General features: G+C 64.9%; 12 protein-coding genes and 1 riboswitch. Of the genes, 4 read left to right on the top strand and 8 right to left on the bottom strand.

Translation table 11 applies throughout. The features are described from left to right. Positions 1 to 22 precede the first annotated feature (22 nt). The gene (locus LSG43_RS11020) at positions 23 to 1,000 is read right to left on the bottom strand and encodes a DMT family transporter (protein WP_231804040.1); all 978 of its coding nucleotides are present in this window, start codon (positions 998 to 1,000) and stop codon (positions 23 to 25) included. Between the two features lie 201 nt (positions 1,001 to 1,201). Here LSG43_RS11020 and LSG43_RS11015 point away from each other — a divergent pair, with 201 nt between their 5' ends. Beyond that, on the top strand, positions 1,202 to 2,491 hold the full coding sequence (locus tag LSG43_RS11015; RefSeq protein WP_231804038.1) for an adenylosuccinate synthase: 1,290 nt from the start codon (positions 1,202 to 1,204) through the stop codon (positions 2,489 to 2,491). A gap of 47 nt (positions 2,492 to 2,538) precedes the next feature. After that, complete coding sequence (locus LSG43_RS11010; protein WP_231804036.1) at positions 2,539 to 4,893, top strand: hypothetical protein; 2,355 nt, start codon at positions 2,539 to 2,541, stop codon at positions 4,891 to 4,893. A gap of 3 nt (positions 4,894 to 4,896) precedes the next feature. Here the strand turns inward: LSG43_RS11010 and LSG43_RS11005 are convergent, their stop codons facing one another. Genes LSG43_RS11005 through thiB form a run of 3 tightly spaced genes read right to left on the bottom strand, consistent with a single transcriptional unit; the run spans position 4,897 to position 8,150 of the window. Beyond that, positions 4,897 to 5,529 (bottom strand): ATP-binding cassette domain-containing protein, encoded by a 633-nt coding sequence (locus tag LSG43_RS11005; protein WP_231804034.1) that lies wholly within the window; start codon positions 5,527 to 5,529, stop codon positions 4,897 to 4,899. After that, positions 5,516 to 7,084, bottom strand: coding sequence for an ABC transporter permease family protein (locus tag LSG43_RS11000; protein WP_231804032.1), 1,569 nt, complete (start codon positions 7,082 to 7,084; stop codon positions 5,516 to 5,518). Before LSG43_RS11000 ends, LSG43_RS11005 begins: the two co-directional genes overlap by 14 nt. 58 nt (positions 7,085 to 7,142) lie before the next feature. Next, positions 7,143 to 8,150, bottom strand: a complete 1,008-nt coding sequence (gene thiB / locus LSG43_RS10995) for a thiamine ABC transporter substrate binding subunit (RefSeq protein ID WP_231804030.1) — start codon at positions 8,148 to 8,150, stop codon at positions 7,143 to 7,145. A 108-nt stretch (positions 8,151 to 8,258) separates the two neighbouring features. Then, a riboswitch (TPP riboswitch) is annotated at positions 8,259 to 8,358 on the bottom strand. Positions 8,359 to 8,411: 53 nt separating this feature from the next. On the opposite strand from thiB, the gene LSG43_RS10990 reads away from it, so the two are divergent. Beyond that, a complete protein-coding gene (locus tag LSG43_RS10990) occupies positions 8,412 to 9,062 on the top strand; it encodes a thiamine diphosphokinase (protein ID WP_231804028.1) in 651 nt (216 codons plus the stop codon). Between the two features lie 11 nt (positions 9,063 to 9,073). Here the strand turns inward: LSG43_RS10990 and LSG43_RS10985 are convergent, their stop codons facing one another. The 3 genes from LSG43_RS10985 to LSG43_RS10975 form a co-directional block, all read right to left on the bottom strand. After that, entirely contained in the window at positions 9,074 to 10,351 is a 1,278-nt protein-coding gene (locus LSG43_RS10985; protein WP_231804026.1) for a hemolysin family protein, read from the bottom strand. Positions 10,352 to 10,406: 55 nt separating this feature from the next. Then, entirely contained in the window at positions 10,407 to 11,282 is an 876-nt protein-coding gene (rpoH, locus tag LSG43_RS10980) for an RNA polymerase sigma factor RpoH (protein ID WP_231804024.1), read from the bottom strand. Positions 11,283 to 11,462: 180 nt separating this feature from the next. Continuing rightward, positions 11,463 to 12,470, bottom strand: a complete 1,008-nt coding sequence (locus LSG43_RS10975) for an RluA family pseudouridine synthase (protein ID WP_231804022.1) — start codon at positions 12,468 to 12,470, stop codon at positions 11,463 to 11,465. Here LSG43_RS10975 and LSG43_RS10970 point away from each other — a divergent pair. Next, on the top strand, positions 12,469 to 12,819 hold the full coding sequence (locus LSG43_RS10970; RefSeq protein WP_231804020.1) for a DUF6476 family protein: 351 nt from the start codon (positions 12,469 to 12,471) through the stop codon (positions 12,817 to 12,819). The two genes, LSG43_RS10975 and LSG43_RS10970, sit on opposite strands and share 2 nt — an antisense overlap. A gap of 1 nt (position 12,820) precedes the next feature. Here the strand turns inward: LSG43_RS10970 and LSG43_RS10965 are convergent, their stop codons facing one another. Continuing rightward, positions 12,821 to 14,203, bottom strand: coding sequence for an L-serine ammonia-lyase (locus LSG43_RS10965; protein WP_231804018.1), 1,383 nt, complete (start codon positions 14,201 to 14,203; stop codon positions 12,821 to 12,823). Positions 14,204 to 14,262: the final 59 nt, after the last annotated feature.

Genomic DNA, 14,262 nt, shown 5'->3' with positions numbered 1-14,262 from the left:
GTTTGCGCCGGCCTTTTTGCGTTCAGACCGGCGGTTTGAGGCTGCGATTCTGGCGGGCGCGGGCGGCATATTCGGATAGTACGATGCCGCCGATGATGAAGATCGCGGCGACGAAGTGATAGAGCGAGAGGCCTTCGCCTACGAGGAGCACTGAGAGGATGGCGCCCAGGACCGGCAGGAGGTTGATGAAGATCGAGGCGCGGTTGGGGCCGATCAGTTCGACGCCGCGGGCGTAGCAGAGCTGGGCGACGATGGTGGGGAAGATCGCGACGTAGAGGACGATAAGCCAGCCGCTGGGCGGGGTCGAGACGAAAGCGCGCGCGATCGCCGGGACGCCGGCGCCAAATAGGGTGATGTAGATCATCGCGGTGAGTGCGGCGAAGGCGGCGGAGGCGAAGAGGAAGCTCAGCCAGTGGACGGCGGGGCGGAATTTCAGCGCCAGCGAATAGACCGTGTAGCAAAGGCATGCACCGATCACCATGCCGTCGCCGATGTTGACGTCGAGAAACAGAATGCGGGTGGGGTCGCCGTGGGTGGCGACGTGGAGAACGCCATAGATTGTGAGCGCGACGCCGGCGATGTGCATCAAGGTGGCGCGAACCTTGAAGACGAGGAAATTCCCGATCATCACGAGGACGGGGATTGCGGCCTGCTCCATCGAGATGTTGACGGCGGTGGTAAAGAGCGCAGCGCCGTACATGAGCGTATTGAACGAGGCGAAGCCCAGCGCGCCGTAGAGCGCGAACCAGTACCATTTGCGCACGATCTCGGCCCAGTCGCGGCGGACATGGGGAAGCGCGAACCACGCCAGGATCGCCAGCGCCAAGAGCCAGCGCAGGGCGGAGAGGACCAGGGGGTCGACCTGGCCGACGGCGAGCTTGCTCGCCACGATATTACCGGCCCAGGAGAGCGGCGCGAGGAACAACAGCAGATAGGCCTGGCTCCATATCGCATCAAACAGGTTGATTGTGCCTCTTTCAGGCGCGTTGTGCTTTGTCATCATCAACCTTGTGCTTTATAGAACCCACGGTCTGGCGCGGGGTTAGCCTCCTGCACTAGACCACGGCGCGTCCCTTGTGTAGGCAAAAATGTTAGGGATACGCAACGTGATCAGGGTATGCGTGCGGCGGGGCGGCCAAATTCGGCGCACCGGATTTTCGTGCGCGGCAAAGCAAAACGCAAAAGGACACGCGGAGAGCAAATGGCGAATGTAGTGGTGGTCGGCTCCCAGTGGGGCGACGAAGGCAAGGGCAAGATTGTCGACTGGCTTTCCGAGCGCGCGGACGTTGTCGTCCGCTACCAGGGCGGTCACAATGCCGGCCATACGCTCGTCATCGGCGGGGTGAGCTACAAGCTCTCGCTGCTGCCCTCGGGGCTCGTGCGCGGCAAGTTCTCCGTCATCGGGAACGGCGTCGTCGTCGATCCGCACCATTTCGTCGCCGAGATCGAGAAGCTCGGCAGCCAGGGCATTTCCATCACGCCCGACGTGCTGCGCGTGGCCGAAAACGCGCCGCTCATCCTGTCGCTGCACCGCGAGCTCGACGCGCTGCGCGAGGACTCCAACTCCGGGCTCAAGATCGGCACGACACGCCGCGGCATCGGCCCTGCCTATGAGGACAAGGTCGGACGCCGGGCGATCCGGGTGTGCGACCTCGCCGAGCCCGATACGCTCCTGGCCAAAATCGAACGGCTGCTCTCGCACCACAATCCGCTGCGGCGCGGCATGGGGGCGGCGGAAGTCGATGCCCAGGCGATCTACGAGGAGTTGTTGGCGGTTGCGGACAAGATGCTGCCGTTCATCGACCGGGTCTGGGACGTGCTCGACGAGCGGCGCAAGAAGGGCGAGCGCATTCTCTTTGAGGGCGCGCAGGGGGCTTTGCTCGATAACGATCACGGAACCTATCCGTTCGTCACCTCGTCGAACACGGTGGCTGGACAGGCGGCACCGGGTTCGGGGCTGGGGCCGACGGCGGTCGATTATGTCCTCGGGATCACCAAGGCCTATACGACGCGCGTCGGCGAAGGGCCGTTCCCGACCGAGCAGGACAATGAAGTCGGTCAGTTCCTGGGCGAACGCGGCAAGGAGTTCGGCGTCGTCACCGGGCGCAAGCGGCGCTGCGGGTGGTTCGATGCGGTGATCGTGCGGCAGACCGTGCGGACGTCGGGTATCCACGGTATTGCGCTCACCAAGCTCGATGTTCTCGACGGGCTCGACGAGATCAAGGTTTGCGTCGGCTACGAACTGGACGGTGCCCGGATCGATTATCTGCCCGCCTCAATGGGGGCACAAAGTCGAGTCAAGCCGATCTATGAATCGCTCGAAGGCTGGAAAGACACGACGGCTGGCGCGCGCAGTTGGGCCGATCTGCCCGCGCAGGCCGTCAAGTATGTGCGTCATATAGAAGAACTGATCGGCGCGCCGGTTGCGTTGTTGTCCACCAGCCCTGAGCGGGAAGACACGATTTTGGTGCAGGACCCGTTCCAAGATTGAGAATTTTTGCTAGAAAACGTCGGCAGAAAGTGAATGTTGAGTAGATAATGGCCGATTACCGTGAACTGCTGCGCAGGGCGATCGACGCCCTGCCGGAAAATACCGGTGCCAACCGCCGCGCGGTTTATGAGAAAGCGCGGAGTGCGCTGGTGGCGCAGCTCAGGGCCATCGAGCCGCCTTTGCCGGCGCGTGAAATCACCCAGCACCGGCTTAGCCTTGAGGATTGCATCCGCGAGGTGGAGCAGGAAGCGACAGACAAGCTTTTGGGCCGATACCGGGAGGAGGAGGAGCCTCAGGTCGAGGCGCCGCAGCAGGATGCCGGGGCTCCGATTGCACTGGAGGAGGATGTTCAGCGGCAAGCCGCGCCCGAGGCGCCGGTCGAACCGGTAGAACCCGCACTCGAAGTGGAGGCATACTCCGGGGCGGAAGCTTCTGCCACCGGGGAAGCGGCCGAGCCTGAAGAAAAGGACGAAATGGACGAGCCACCTGTTTTGGTGGATGAGCCGTCCGAACCCGAACCCGAACCCGAACCTGAGGCCGAACTTGAGCCGGAACCAGAGCCAGAGTCCGAGCCGGTCGAGACGGAGGAAGAGGTTGCGGCGGTCGCCGAAGACGTAGCTGCGCCGGCCGCGGAGGACGAGGCCGTAACGGACGCGGAAGCCGTTACCGAGGAGCCCGAGCCTGCCGCGGAACCCGAAGCGAAGCCGGGTCCCGACACCGCCGACGTCAAGACAGAGCCCTTCGTACCCGAAGAACCGCTTGCGCCCAGCGAACCGATTGCCGCCAGCGCAGCGCCGGAGCCGCAGCTCGACAACGTTGTGCCGATCGGGCAAGCGCCGGACGAGCGGCGCGCGGCGTCCATTGAGGATATTATCGCGCAAGCGAGCGCGGAGAGCGAAGCGGCGTCGCGGCGCGCGGCGGACGATGAGACGGGGACGGGGGACAGCCTCTCTGGCGAGGCGCCGGACGCCGTCGCGCTGCACGACGATGCGCCGCAGGCAGAAAAGCATTTCATTGCCAGCCCCCATGAGGGCCCGGACACGTCCCGCGCCGGACTTGTCGATGTTCACGGCGTCCCGATCGGCCGGAGCGCGTCCGCCGCACCGCTTTCGGCGGTGGGGATCGGCGAGGCGATGTCGAGCGTGCGCGAGGTCGAGATCGAGGCCAATGCGCCCGAAAGCGTGGATCCGCAAAGCGCAATCGACAGGGCGATTGCGGCTCTCGACCGCGAAGCGCGCGGGGAAGTCGAACCCGACGGTGAGGACACTGTCGCCGGGACGGGCGCAACCGAACGCGCGGTCAGCTTCGAGACGCAGGTTGACGAGACGACGTCCGCAACCGAGGACGGACAGAAATCCGGCGGGTTCGGCGCGCTGACCGTGTTTCTCGTTATCGCCATCGTGCTTTTGGCCGGCGGCGGCGCAGGCGGGTACTGGGCCTGGCGCGAAGGCTATATCGATCTCGATTCGATTTTCGCCCAGTCTGGCGGCGAAGCCGCGGGGCCGTCGGAAGTCGCGCAGCTTGAAGATACGCTCGAGCCAGTGGCCGAGCCGGATGCGGAGGCTGAACCGGAAGCGCCCGCCGAGCCCGATGCCGAAAGCGCGGCGCCGGATGGACCGGTCAACACCACGGATACGCCCGAGCAGCCGGCGGCCGATCCCGCGGAAGCCGAGGCCTCGGAGCCGGCCTTTGCTGAAACCGAAACGCCGGCCAATGGCGATAGCGGTCCCGAGCTCGCGTTCGAAGACCGGCTGCCCGCGGAGGCCGAAGTGCCCGCACTCGACACGCCGACGGTCGCGCCCGGCGAAGAGCCGGCTGTCGCGGCGGTGGACGGGCCGCAGTCGCTGCTGCTCGAGGAGCAGGCGAACGGCAATACGGGCGCCGTGCCGTATTCGGGCAGCGTCGTCTGGAGCCGGGGCACCGATGAACTCGGCCAGCCGACAATCGTGGCGACCGCGAGCATTCCCGCGCGCAACCTCGACGTCGAGGTGCTGTTGCGCCGCAATGCCGACGATACGCTGCCGGCGAGCCATCTGATGGAAGTCAATTTCGATGTCGCCGAGACGTTTATCGGTGGATCGATCGCCAATCTGCCGGGCGTGCTGCTCAAGGACGAAGAACTCGTTCAGGGCCAGCCGCTTACGGGAGCTTCGGCGCGGATCGTGGGCAATTCCTTCCTCTTTGCGCTCTCGAGCGCGAGCGACCAGGATGTCGCCAATAACGTCCAGTTGCTGCGCGACCGTGCCTGGCTCGACCTTGCAATGGTCTATGGCACCGGCCGCCGGGCGATCCTGACGATGGAGAAGGGCGAGGAGGGCGACGCGATCTTCGAAGAGGTGATGGACGCCTGGGCCGCTGAGGAAAATGCGGGCAGTGACGGTGCCGAGGCCTCGGCGCAATAATGTTCAGACGGGATGGGTCCGCCCGTCCCGGATTTCATAGCGGCGCGAAGCGAGAGCGGCGACGTCCTCCTTTTGGTGCGATACCAGGATGGCGTGCCAGTTGTTCGCGGTCACGAGGTCGGCGATGGCCTTGCGAATGGGCGCCGCCGTTTCCTCGTCCAGCCCGGTGAAGGGCTCATCGAGCAGCAGAACCGGCTTGTTGCGCAAGAGCGTGCGCGCAAGCGCGACGCGCTGTTTCTGCCCTCCCGAAAGGTCGGCAGCGCGGCGCGGGCTAAACGTTTCCAGCCCCATCTGCGCGAGCGCCTTGCGCACAGCAGGGTCGTCCGCCCGGGCGTTGTTCGATAGCCCAAGGGCAACGTTGGCGCTGGCGGAGAGATGTTCGAAGACGTTGTCGGTCTGAAAGAGGATCGAGACGGGGCGCGTCTCCGGCGGCCTGCCGAGGAGCGAGGCGCCTCCGAGCGCGATATCGCCCGAGAGCGGCGTGAGGAACCCGGCAATGAGATCGAGAAGGGTGGACTTTCCGGAGCCCGAGGCGCCGGTGAGCCCCACGATCTCGCCGGGGGCGACGTCGATGTCGAAGCGGTAGAGCGGGCCGTCGGGCGTGTGGCGGAAGGAAACGGCCTCAATCGCGAGCATGGGTCAGGACCTCGAAAAGCTTGGGGATGGCGATGAAGGCCGAAAGGCTCAGAACGAGCAGGATGGCCCCGATGGCCTCGGCGTCAGCGCTGCGGTAGGCGCCCAGCGCACGGTACATCAGCCAGGGCAGGGTGGAAAATTCGGACGTACCGAAGAGCGAGATAACGCCCAGATCGCCCAGCGAAAAGACGAAGGCAACGGCGAGCGCATAGCCGATCGGGCGTCCCAGGAGCGGCCATTCGATGCGGCGCCATTGGGCGGTGCTGGACAGGCCCAGCGCGCGGATGAGCTTTTTGTTGCGCCGGGCGATGGCTTCGAGCGGCGGGTTGAGCGTGGCGAAGGCGAAGGGCAAGGCGAGGAGTGCGTTGGCGATGACGAGGACGACCGGCGCTGCGGCGCTCGTGGGCACGCCGATGAACCGTGCGAGGAGGAAGAAGCCCAGTGAGAGGACGACGGCAGGCACGGCGAGATAGGTGAAGACTGGCACGCCGAGCGCGGTGCGCAGAAGGCTTTGCCGCGGTTCGAGCGCACGAGCCATGCCCAGCCCCAGGGCGAGCATGAGCGTCAGGAGCGCGGACAGCGTTCCGATCGTGAGGCTGGTCCAGAGCGCGCGCCAGAAATTGGGCTGGGCGAGGACAGCGGCGAGTGCGGGGCCCATGCCGCGGGCGAGAACGGCAATGAGCGGGGTGAGAAAGCCCAGCAGCAGGATCGAGAGAATACCTGTCTGGGTCGCGGTTACGGCCCGGCTATCGGGCCAGCGGTAGCGCGAGCGGCGGCCGAAAAACGCCGCAGCAGGCGAGAGGCTGGAGGCGGGGATGATGATCGCTGCGCAGACGACAAGCTGCACGATGGCGAGGCGGACGGCGGCGCCGAGGTCGAAATCGAGCCGCACGGCCTGGTAGATCGCGACTTCCAGGGTCTGGTTGGCGGGGCCGCCGCCGAGGACCAGGACGATTGGGAAGCTCGTAAAGCACAAGAGGAAGATGGTCGCGCCGGCGCCCGGGATCGACCCGGCGATGGCGGGAATGTCGATGACCGTGAAGCGGCGCCATGCGGAAAGCCCCAGGCTTCGGCCCAGCTTGAGTTTGTCGGGGGGAATGGCTTCGAGCCTGTCGAGGAAGATGCGGCCCGAAAAGGCGCCGTTTAGAAGCGTGTGCGCGGCGAGGATACCCCCAAGGCCGAAGATCGAGGGGGCGTTGAGGCCGAGCGGTTCTATGAGTGCGTTGACCCAGCCATTGCGGCCCCAGACGGCGACAAGGCCGGAGACGATGACGAGCGCAGGCAGGACCAGCGCCGTCGAGAGCAGTCCGACGATAAAGCCCCGCCCGAAAAAGCGCAGGCGGTCGAGCGACCAGGCAAGGGCGATGCCGGCTGCCAGCGAGAGGAGCGTCGAGAGGGCGGCCTGGATCGCGGACATGCCCACGAGCCGGGCGACGCCGGTGACGGTCGAGCCGGTGGTGGGGATCGTCCGTCCGGCAATAAAGAGCGCAAGGAGCAGCGCCGCGATAAGCACGGCGATGGCTATGGCGATCGCGGCGCCGGTAAGCGCGCGCACGGGGCGCCAGCCGCCAGGAAAGCCCGCCCCGGAGAGGGGAGGGCCTATGTATGGCACCTTACTGGAGCGCGGCGAAGGCTTCTTCAATCCAGGCTCGCGTGTTTTCGGTGACGGTCTCGCTGTCGAGAAGCAGAGCCGGATCGGGCGCGATCATCTGCTCGAAGCCGGGTTCGAGGCCGCCTTCGGGCTCGGTTACGGGGTACATCCAGTTGGTCGTGGGGATCACCGCCTGCGCCTCGGGGGAAACGAGGTAAGCAAGGAAATCGCGGGCGAGGTCCTTGTTGGGGCTCGTTTCGAGGATGCCGGCGACCTCGATCTGGGTGTAGTGGCCTTCCTCGAACTTGGCGGCGGCGTAGCGGTCCTCGTCCTCGGCGATGAGGTGATAGGCCGGTGAGGTGGTGTAGGAGAGCACCATGTCCGCTTCACCCGCAAGGAAGAGATCGTAGGATTCCGACCAGGAGTTAGTGACTGTCAGGACGTGCGGCGCGAGCTCCGCCCAGGCTTCGTTGGCGTCGTCGCCATAGGCGGCCTTGATCCACAGGACGAGGCCGAGGCCGGGCGTCGAGGCGCGCGGGTCCTGGATGACGATCTTGAAATCCTCGGGCATTCCGGCAAGCTCTTCGAAGCTCGCAGGCGGGTTCTCGACGGTCTCGCTGTCGTAGACGAAGGCGAAATAGCCGTAGTCGAAGGGTACGAAGACCTCGTCGGACCAGTCGAGCGGGATATCGAGATCGGGCAGGTCGACCCCGTGTTCGGTGAACAGGCCGGTGGCCTTGCCTTCGCCGATGGTGGCGGTGTCGAGGCCGAGAATGATGTCGGCGTCGGTTTCGGCGCCTTCGAGTTGAGCGCGGCGAAGCGCGCCGATCGAGGAATCGGTGGCGACGAACGCGACATCGCAGTTGCATTGGGCCTCGAAGCCTTCCTCGAGCGCGGGGGCGGGCCCCCAATCGGCGGCGAAGGCGTCGTAGGTGTAAATCGTGAGCGTGGGCGTTTCCTGCGCGTTGGCGGCGGATGCGAGGCATCCGAAGGCAACCGCGCACAGGCTCTTGGAGATCAAGCGGGACATTGTCTTTTCCTTTCGCTTGGGCAACGCAATGCATCGCGTGTGCGTTGCCAGGCCGGTGGTGCGGTCATGAAAGGGTGAAGAGTCGTGACAAATGGCATCGGTGGCTATAAGCCTTGCCATCTCGAACTTCCTCCGCCAGCATGACCTGGTTCAGGTTCAATGGGTCTTTCTCAGCTTCCGAAATCCGGAAGCACCCCAGCGAGACGAGGCGACACTATAACCGGGCCTTTCCCAGCGCAAGAGCATGATTTTTCTGGCGAGTTGCCGCTTGTTTTCGACGGCACGCTCGTCGTCGTGGGTGGAGGTACGGTGGCGCCGGCGCTGTTGCGCGCGCTTACAAAAGACGCCGCCGGGCTCGTCGGGGCCGATAGTGGCGGGGATACGATCTTGGCGGCCGGACTCGTGCCCGACGCGGTGATCGGGGATATGGATTCGATTGGAGATCTCTCGGGGTTCCCCGCGGCCACCCAGGTCATCAGGATCGCCGAGCAGGACAGCACCGATTTCGGCAAGTGTCTTTATTCGACGCGCGCGCCGCTCACGCTGGGGCTGGGGATGACCGGCGGGCGGTTCGATCACACGCTTGCCGCGCTCAACGCGGTGGCCAGGGTTGCCCATGAGCGCAAGATCATCCTCATCGATGAGCACGATCTGGCGCTCGGGGTTTCCGGGTCGATCAGCGTTCGTGTCGGCGAGGGCGCGCGCGTTTCGATCTATCCGCTGGGGCGGACCGCGTTTGCGGGGTCGCAAGGGCTGCTCTTCCCGCTCGACGGGCTCGTGATGGAGCCGGGCGGGCGCATCGGGACCTCAAACGCGGCGACGGCGGACGTCGTTTCGATCACGGTTGCGGAAGGACCCCAGAGTCCGTGGCTTCTGATCCTCGACCGGGACATGCTGGACGCGGTCCGCTAGGCCAGTTCGGGTTAGGGACGCTGCGCCAAAACCTTGTCGACCCGGTTGCCGTCCATATCGACGATTTCGAAACGCCACCCCTGCACTTCGATCGTCTCCCCGGTGCGGGGCAGGTATTCGATTTGCTCGATGAAGAAGCCGGCGACCGTCTGGTAGTCGGGGCGGGTAGGTAGCTTGATGTCCAGCGTTTCCGCCATCTTGTCGGCCGAAAGCGCACCTGAAATGAGCCAGGTACCGTCGGCGCGGCGCACGATTTCCTCATCCTCGGCCACATCGAGGTCGGAGCGAAATACACCGGCGATTGCCTCAAGCAAATTGGCCGAGGTGACAATACCTTCAAAATGCCCGTATTCGTCGAATACCAGCGCCATGGGCTGATCGGCCTCGCGCAGGCGGTCGAGCACGTCGAGCGCGCCGAGGGTGTCGGGGACGATCTGGATTTCGCGGACCAGGGCCTTAAGGTCGTCGCGGGTCTGCGGCAGGCCCCCGACCAGCGCGTCGCGAACGTGGATGACGCCAATGACATCATCGCCGCTCTTGTCGGTGACGGGCAGGCGGGAATGGCGGGTCGTTGTCAATATCCGGCGCATGTCGCTGGCGCTGGCATCGAGCCTGATCGTTTCGACGTCGACGCGCGGTGTCATGACGGCGCGGGTGGTTTTGTCCGAGAGGCGAAGAACGCCTGCGATCATGCGTTTCTCGTCGGTCTCGATGACGCCATGCTCGGCGGCTTCGGAGACGAGCGTCTTGATTTCCTCCTCCGTCACCATGTTCGCCGCCACGTCGGATTGGCCGGTGAGGCGGAATACCGCCTGCGTCGAGGCATCGAGGAGCCAGACGGCGGGCGCCGCGATCACGGATATCCAACGCATCAATGGAGCTACGGCGCAGGCGACGGTTTCCGCGTGGCGCAGCGCGATCTGCTTGGGCACCAACTCGCCGATGACGACCGAGAGGTAGGTGACGATCACGACGATGCCGCCATAGCCCAATGGCGCGGCCATGTTACCGGGAACGCCGAGCCCGGCGAGTGCTCCGGCTATGCGGCCGCCCAGCGTGGCGCTGGAAAAGGCGCCTGCTACGATACCGATAAGGGTTATGCCGATCTGGACGGTTGAGAGAAAACGCCCCGGGTTCTCGGCGAGCGCCAACGCGGTTTTCGCGCCGCGTCGGCCCTCGGCCGCCAGGGTCTTGAGGCGCGACTTGCGCGCCGAAACGACCGCGAGCTCGGAAAGCGCGAAAACGCCGTTCAAAAGGATCAGGGCGGCCAGGATGACCGGCTCAAGCATTAACAGTCCTATATCCGGCTGCGTTTGATGCTGGGCCGGCTCCCGTTTCTTGCGATCAGCTCGCCTGGGCCCGTGCGGCTTCTTTCACCGCGTCCTGAACCTTTTCGAAGGCGCGAACCTCGATCTGGCGGATACGCTCGCGGCTGACGTCGTATTCCTGCGCCAGCTCTTCGAGCGTGGCGGGATTTTCCTGCAGGCGCCGGGCGCGGAAGATGGCGCGCTCGCGGTCGTTGAGCACTTCCATGGCGCCATTGAGAAGCCCCATGCGCTCGTCGAACTCCTGGCTGTCGCCGAGGATTTCTTCCTGGTCGGGCGCTTCGTCGATGAGCCAATCCTGCCACTGGCTGGTGCCTTCGTCCGCGCGCATGGGCGCATTGAGGGAGGCGTCGCCGGACAGGCGCTGGTTCATCGAGACGACATCGTCTTCCGAGACGTTCAAGGTCGTCGCGATCTGCTTGATCTGGTCGGGATGGAGGTTTCCATCCTCGAGCGCGGCGATCTGGCCCTTGATGCGGCGGAGATTGAAGAACAATCGCTTCTGCGCCGCCGTCGTGCCGATCTTGACCAGCGACCACGATCGCAGGACGTATTCCTGGATCGAGGCACGGATCCACCACATGGCATAGGTGGCGAGACGGAAGCCCTTGTCGGGCTCGAAGCGCTTCACCGCCTGCATCAGGCCGACATTACCCTCCGAGATCACCTCGGAAATGGGCAGGCCATAGCCGCGATAGCCCATGGCGATCTTGGCCACGAGCCGCAGGTGGGACGTAATGAGTTTCTGGGCGGCTTCAGGATCGCCATGCTTTTTGTACCGCTTGGCCAGCATGAATTCCTCGTCGGCATCCAGCATCGGGAACCGGCGGATTTCCTGCAGATAGCGATTGAGCCCGTCTTCTGAAGACAGGACCGGCAAATTGGATTGGGCCATATCAGCACCCCCTTAAAAGACTAGCCCCCGGAGCCTCCCGGCAGGCTACGCCTCGTCCGCGCCCACGTTGTTGACGGCGCGCGTCAAGGCACATTCGCGCTCAATATAGGTCGGATTTTGGCGAATACATCCCTCGGCCCGCGAAAATCGGACTTTCGCCGGGCGCATGTCTTGCCGCGTCTATTGCAACGCGTAAGGCGACAGCATGGTTGCAAGCTCGTGCATATCTTGCGGCAGATCGGTGGAAAAGCGCAAGGTCTTTCCGCTCACGGGGTGGGCAAATCCGAGCACGGCGGCGTGAAGCGCCTGACGTCCGAGCGCCCTGAGTGCGGTGGCGGGCTCGGGCGGCAGTTTGTTGATTTTGGTGGCAAAACCGGCGCCATAGAGCGTGTCGCCCAAAAGCGGATGTCCGATATGGGCCATGTGCACGCGGATTTGATGCGTGCGGCCGGTTTCGAGTTCGCAGGTGACCTGCCCTACCGACCAGTTGTCCTCGCCGAAGCGCTGTGCGGTGGCGTAGTGGGTGATCGCCTCGCGGCCGTCGCGGGGATTGACCGACTGCTTGAGCCGGTTATGCGGGTCGCGGCCGATCCGGGTTTCGATAGTGCTCTTCAATGGATTGGGAACGCCCCAGACGAAGGCGGTATAGGCCCGCTCGAGAGGGCCGGAGCGTCCGTGATCGGCGAACTGCGCGGCGAGGCCGTTATGCGCGGCGTCTGTTTTGGCAGCGACCATGACGCCGGAGGTGTCCTTGTCGAGCCGATGCACGATGCCGGGGCGCTTGACCCCGCCGATGCCGCGCAGGCTTTCGCCGCAGTGGTGGATGAGGGCGTTGACCAGCGTGCCGTTCTCGTTGCCGGGGGCGGGGTGGACGACCATGCCGGCAGGCTTGTTGATGACGATGAGGTCGTCGTCCTCATAAAGGATGTCGAGGGCGATCTGCTGGGGTTCGGGTTCGGCCTCCACGGGCTCGGGGGCGGCAAGCGTTATGGACTCTCCGGCCTTCACACGATATTTGGGCGTTGCGTTCGCCGCTCCGTCGACCGTCACAGCGCCGGAAAGGATCAAATCCTTGATCCGGTTGCGCGAAAAGGCCGGAAAGCGGGCGGCGAGAAATGCGTCGAGCCGTGTGCCTGTGTCTTCCTCGGCAACGGTTGCGCCGTGCCCCTCAATTTGCGGATCGTTCATGCGTAACCCTGACGTCGAAGACGAAGATGACAAGCCCCTAAGCCCCGAAGGCGAGGCGATCATGGCCAAGGCGCGCCGCCGGGCGGCCATCTCCATGCTCATCATGCTGATCGGCTTTATGGCGATTGCGGGGGTGGTTGTCTATCGGCTGGCGACCCTGAACGTCGATCCGGCGGCTGAATTCGCGCTTGAGACCGTGAGCGTGCCTGCGGGCGCCGAGGTGGTTTCGAGCGCGGTGCAGGATGGGCTCGTGACAGTCACCTATGTGCTCGACGGGACGACGACGATCCGGCTCTTTGACGGGGAAACCGGCGACATTGTCCGCGAGATCGCCGTGGAGCACGAATAGCTCAGCAATCGGGCACCGAAACGCTCAGGCCGCCGAGTGAGGTTTCCTTGTAGCGTTCGTCCATGTCCTTGCCGGTCTGGCGCATGGTTTCGATGCAGGCGTCGAGCGGCACGATGTGGCTGCCGTCGCCCTGCATGGCGAGCGAGGCCGCGGCGACGGCCTTGACGGCGCCCAGTCCGTTGCGCTCGATGCAGGGCACCTGGACGAGGCCCCTCACCGGATCGCAAGTCATTCCCAGATGGTGTTCGAGCGCGATTTCGGCGGCGTTTTCGATCTGCGCGTCCGTGCCCCCCAGCGCCGCGCAAAGCGCGGCCGCAGCCATCGCCGACGCCGAGCCGACTTCACCCTGACATCCGACTTCGGCGCCCGAGATCGAGGCGTTGTATTTGATAAGCCCGCCGATCGCCGCGCCCACGAGCAGCATGTCGGGGATCCTGGCGCTGTCGGCGCCGGGAACGTGGTCGAGATAGTACCGCATGACGGCGGGGAAGACGCCCGCAGCGCCATTGGTGGGCGCGGTGACGACCTGGCCGCCGGCGGCGTTTTCCTCGTTGACCGCCATGGCGTAGGCGGCGAGCCAGTCGATGGCAGAATGCAGCGGCGCTTCATTGCGTCCCGCACTGCCGGTCATGTTCTCGAAGATGGCTTTGGCCCGCCGTTTGACATGCAGGCCGCCGGGGAGTTCTCCGGTTGCTGCAAGCCCCCGGTCGATACAGCGGTTCATGACCTCCCAGATGGTCAGGAGCCGGGCCTCGAAGGCCGTCCCGTCGAGGCGCGCGCACTCGTTTTCGCGCTTCATCTGCGCGATGGTGAGGCCCGAGGCCGCGCCCATTTCGAGCATTTCGGCGGCGCTTGAGAAGGGGTAGGGGACGTCTTCGACCGGTGCGACGTGGGTTCCGTCCTCGGCGATCTCGGCAGCGGTCTTGATGAAGCCGCCGCCGATGGAAAAATAGGTTTCTTCGAGCAAGGTCGTTCCCGAATCGCCGGTCAGGGCGAAGCGCATGCCGTTGGGGTGGGCGTCGAGGCGGGTCTTTTTGTCGAGAATGATGCCGGTTTCGGGGTCCAGTTCGACTGTCGCGCCCGTTTCGAGGGCGACGCACTTGCGCGCGTGCAGGCGCGCGATGGCTGCCTCCGCCTCGGCCTTGTCGTAGGTTTCCGGCACCAGCCCCAGGCATCCCGCAAGCACGGCGTCGATGGTGCCGTGGCCGGCGCCGGTAAAGGCGAGCGAGCCATAAAGGGTGCAGGTCAGCGTTGCGCCGTCCGCCTTGGGGCCGAGGGGCTTCACGGCCTCGAGAAAGCGGCCTGCGGCCAGCATCGGGCCCATCGTGTGCGAGGAGGACGGGCCGACGCTCACCTTGAAGACATCGAAAACCGAGACGAACATGATTTTCTTCTCCTCCGCGAGAAAGGCGCGCGATACGCCTTCATGGGTGGAGAGAATAG

Origin of the sequence: Pelagibacterium xiamenense, assembly GCF_021166475.1 — a bacterium.
GTDB lineage: Bacteria > Pseudomonadota > Alphaproteobacteria > Rhizobiales > Devosiaceae > Pelagibacterium > Pelagibacterium xiamenense.
The sequence above is the reverse complement of the archived record's forward strand: the minus strand, read 5'-3'. Positions and strand labels throughout refer to the sequence as shown.

Excerpts from the sequence above, each read along its gene's own strand:
- LSG43_RS11010 (WP_231804036.1), top strand. The coding sequence starts at position 2,539 with ATGGCCGATTACCGTGAACTGCTGCGCAGGGCGATCGACGCCCTGCCG.
- LSG43_RS10970 (WP_231804020.1), top strand. The coding sequence starts at position 12,469 with ATGCGTAACCCTGACGTCGAAGACGAAGATGACAAGCCCCTAAGCCCC.
- LSG43_RS10985 (WP_231804026.1), bottom strand. The coding sequence starts at position 10,351 with ATGCTTGAGCCGGTCATCCTGGCCGCCCTGATCCTTTTGAACGGCGTT.
- thiB (WP_231804030.1), bottom strand. The coding sequence starts at position 8,150 with ATGTCCCGCTTGATCTCCAAGAGCCTGTGCGCGGTTGCCTTCGGATGC.
- rpoH (WP_231804024.1), bottom strand. The coding sequence starts at position 11,282 with ATGGCCCAATCCAATTTGCCGGTCCTGTCTTCAGAAGACGGGCTCAAT.
- LSG43_RS11015 (WP_231804038.1), top strand. The coding sequence starts at position 1,202 with ATGGCGAATGTAGTGGTGGTCGGCTCCCAGTGGGGCGACGAAGGCAAG.
- LSG43_RS11005 (WP_231804034.1), bottom strand. The coding sequence starts at position 5,529 with ATGCTCGCGATTGAGGCCGTTTCCTTCCGCCACACGCCCGACGGCCCG.
- LSG43_RS11020 (WP_231804040.1), bottom strand. The coding sequence starts at position 1,000 with ATGACAAAGCACAACGCGCCTGAAAGAGGCACAATCAACCTGTTTGAT.
- LSG43_RS10965 (WP_231804018.1), bottom strand. The coding sequence starts at position 14,203 with ATGTTCGTCTCGGTTTTCGATGTCTTCAAGGTGAGCGTCGGCCCGTCC.
- LSG43_RS10975 (WP_231804022.1), bottom strand. The coding sequence starts at position 12,470 with ATGAACGATCCGCAAATTGAGGGGCACGGCGCAACCGTTGCCGAGGAA.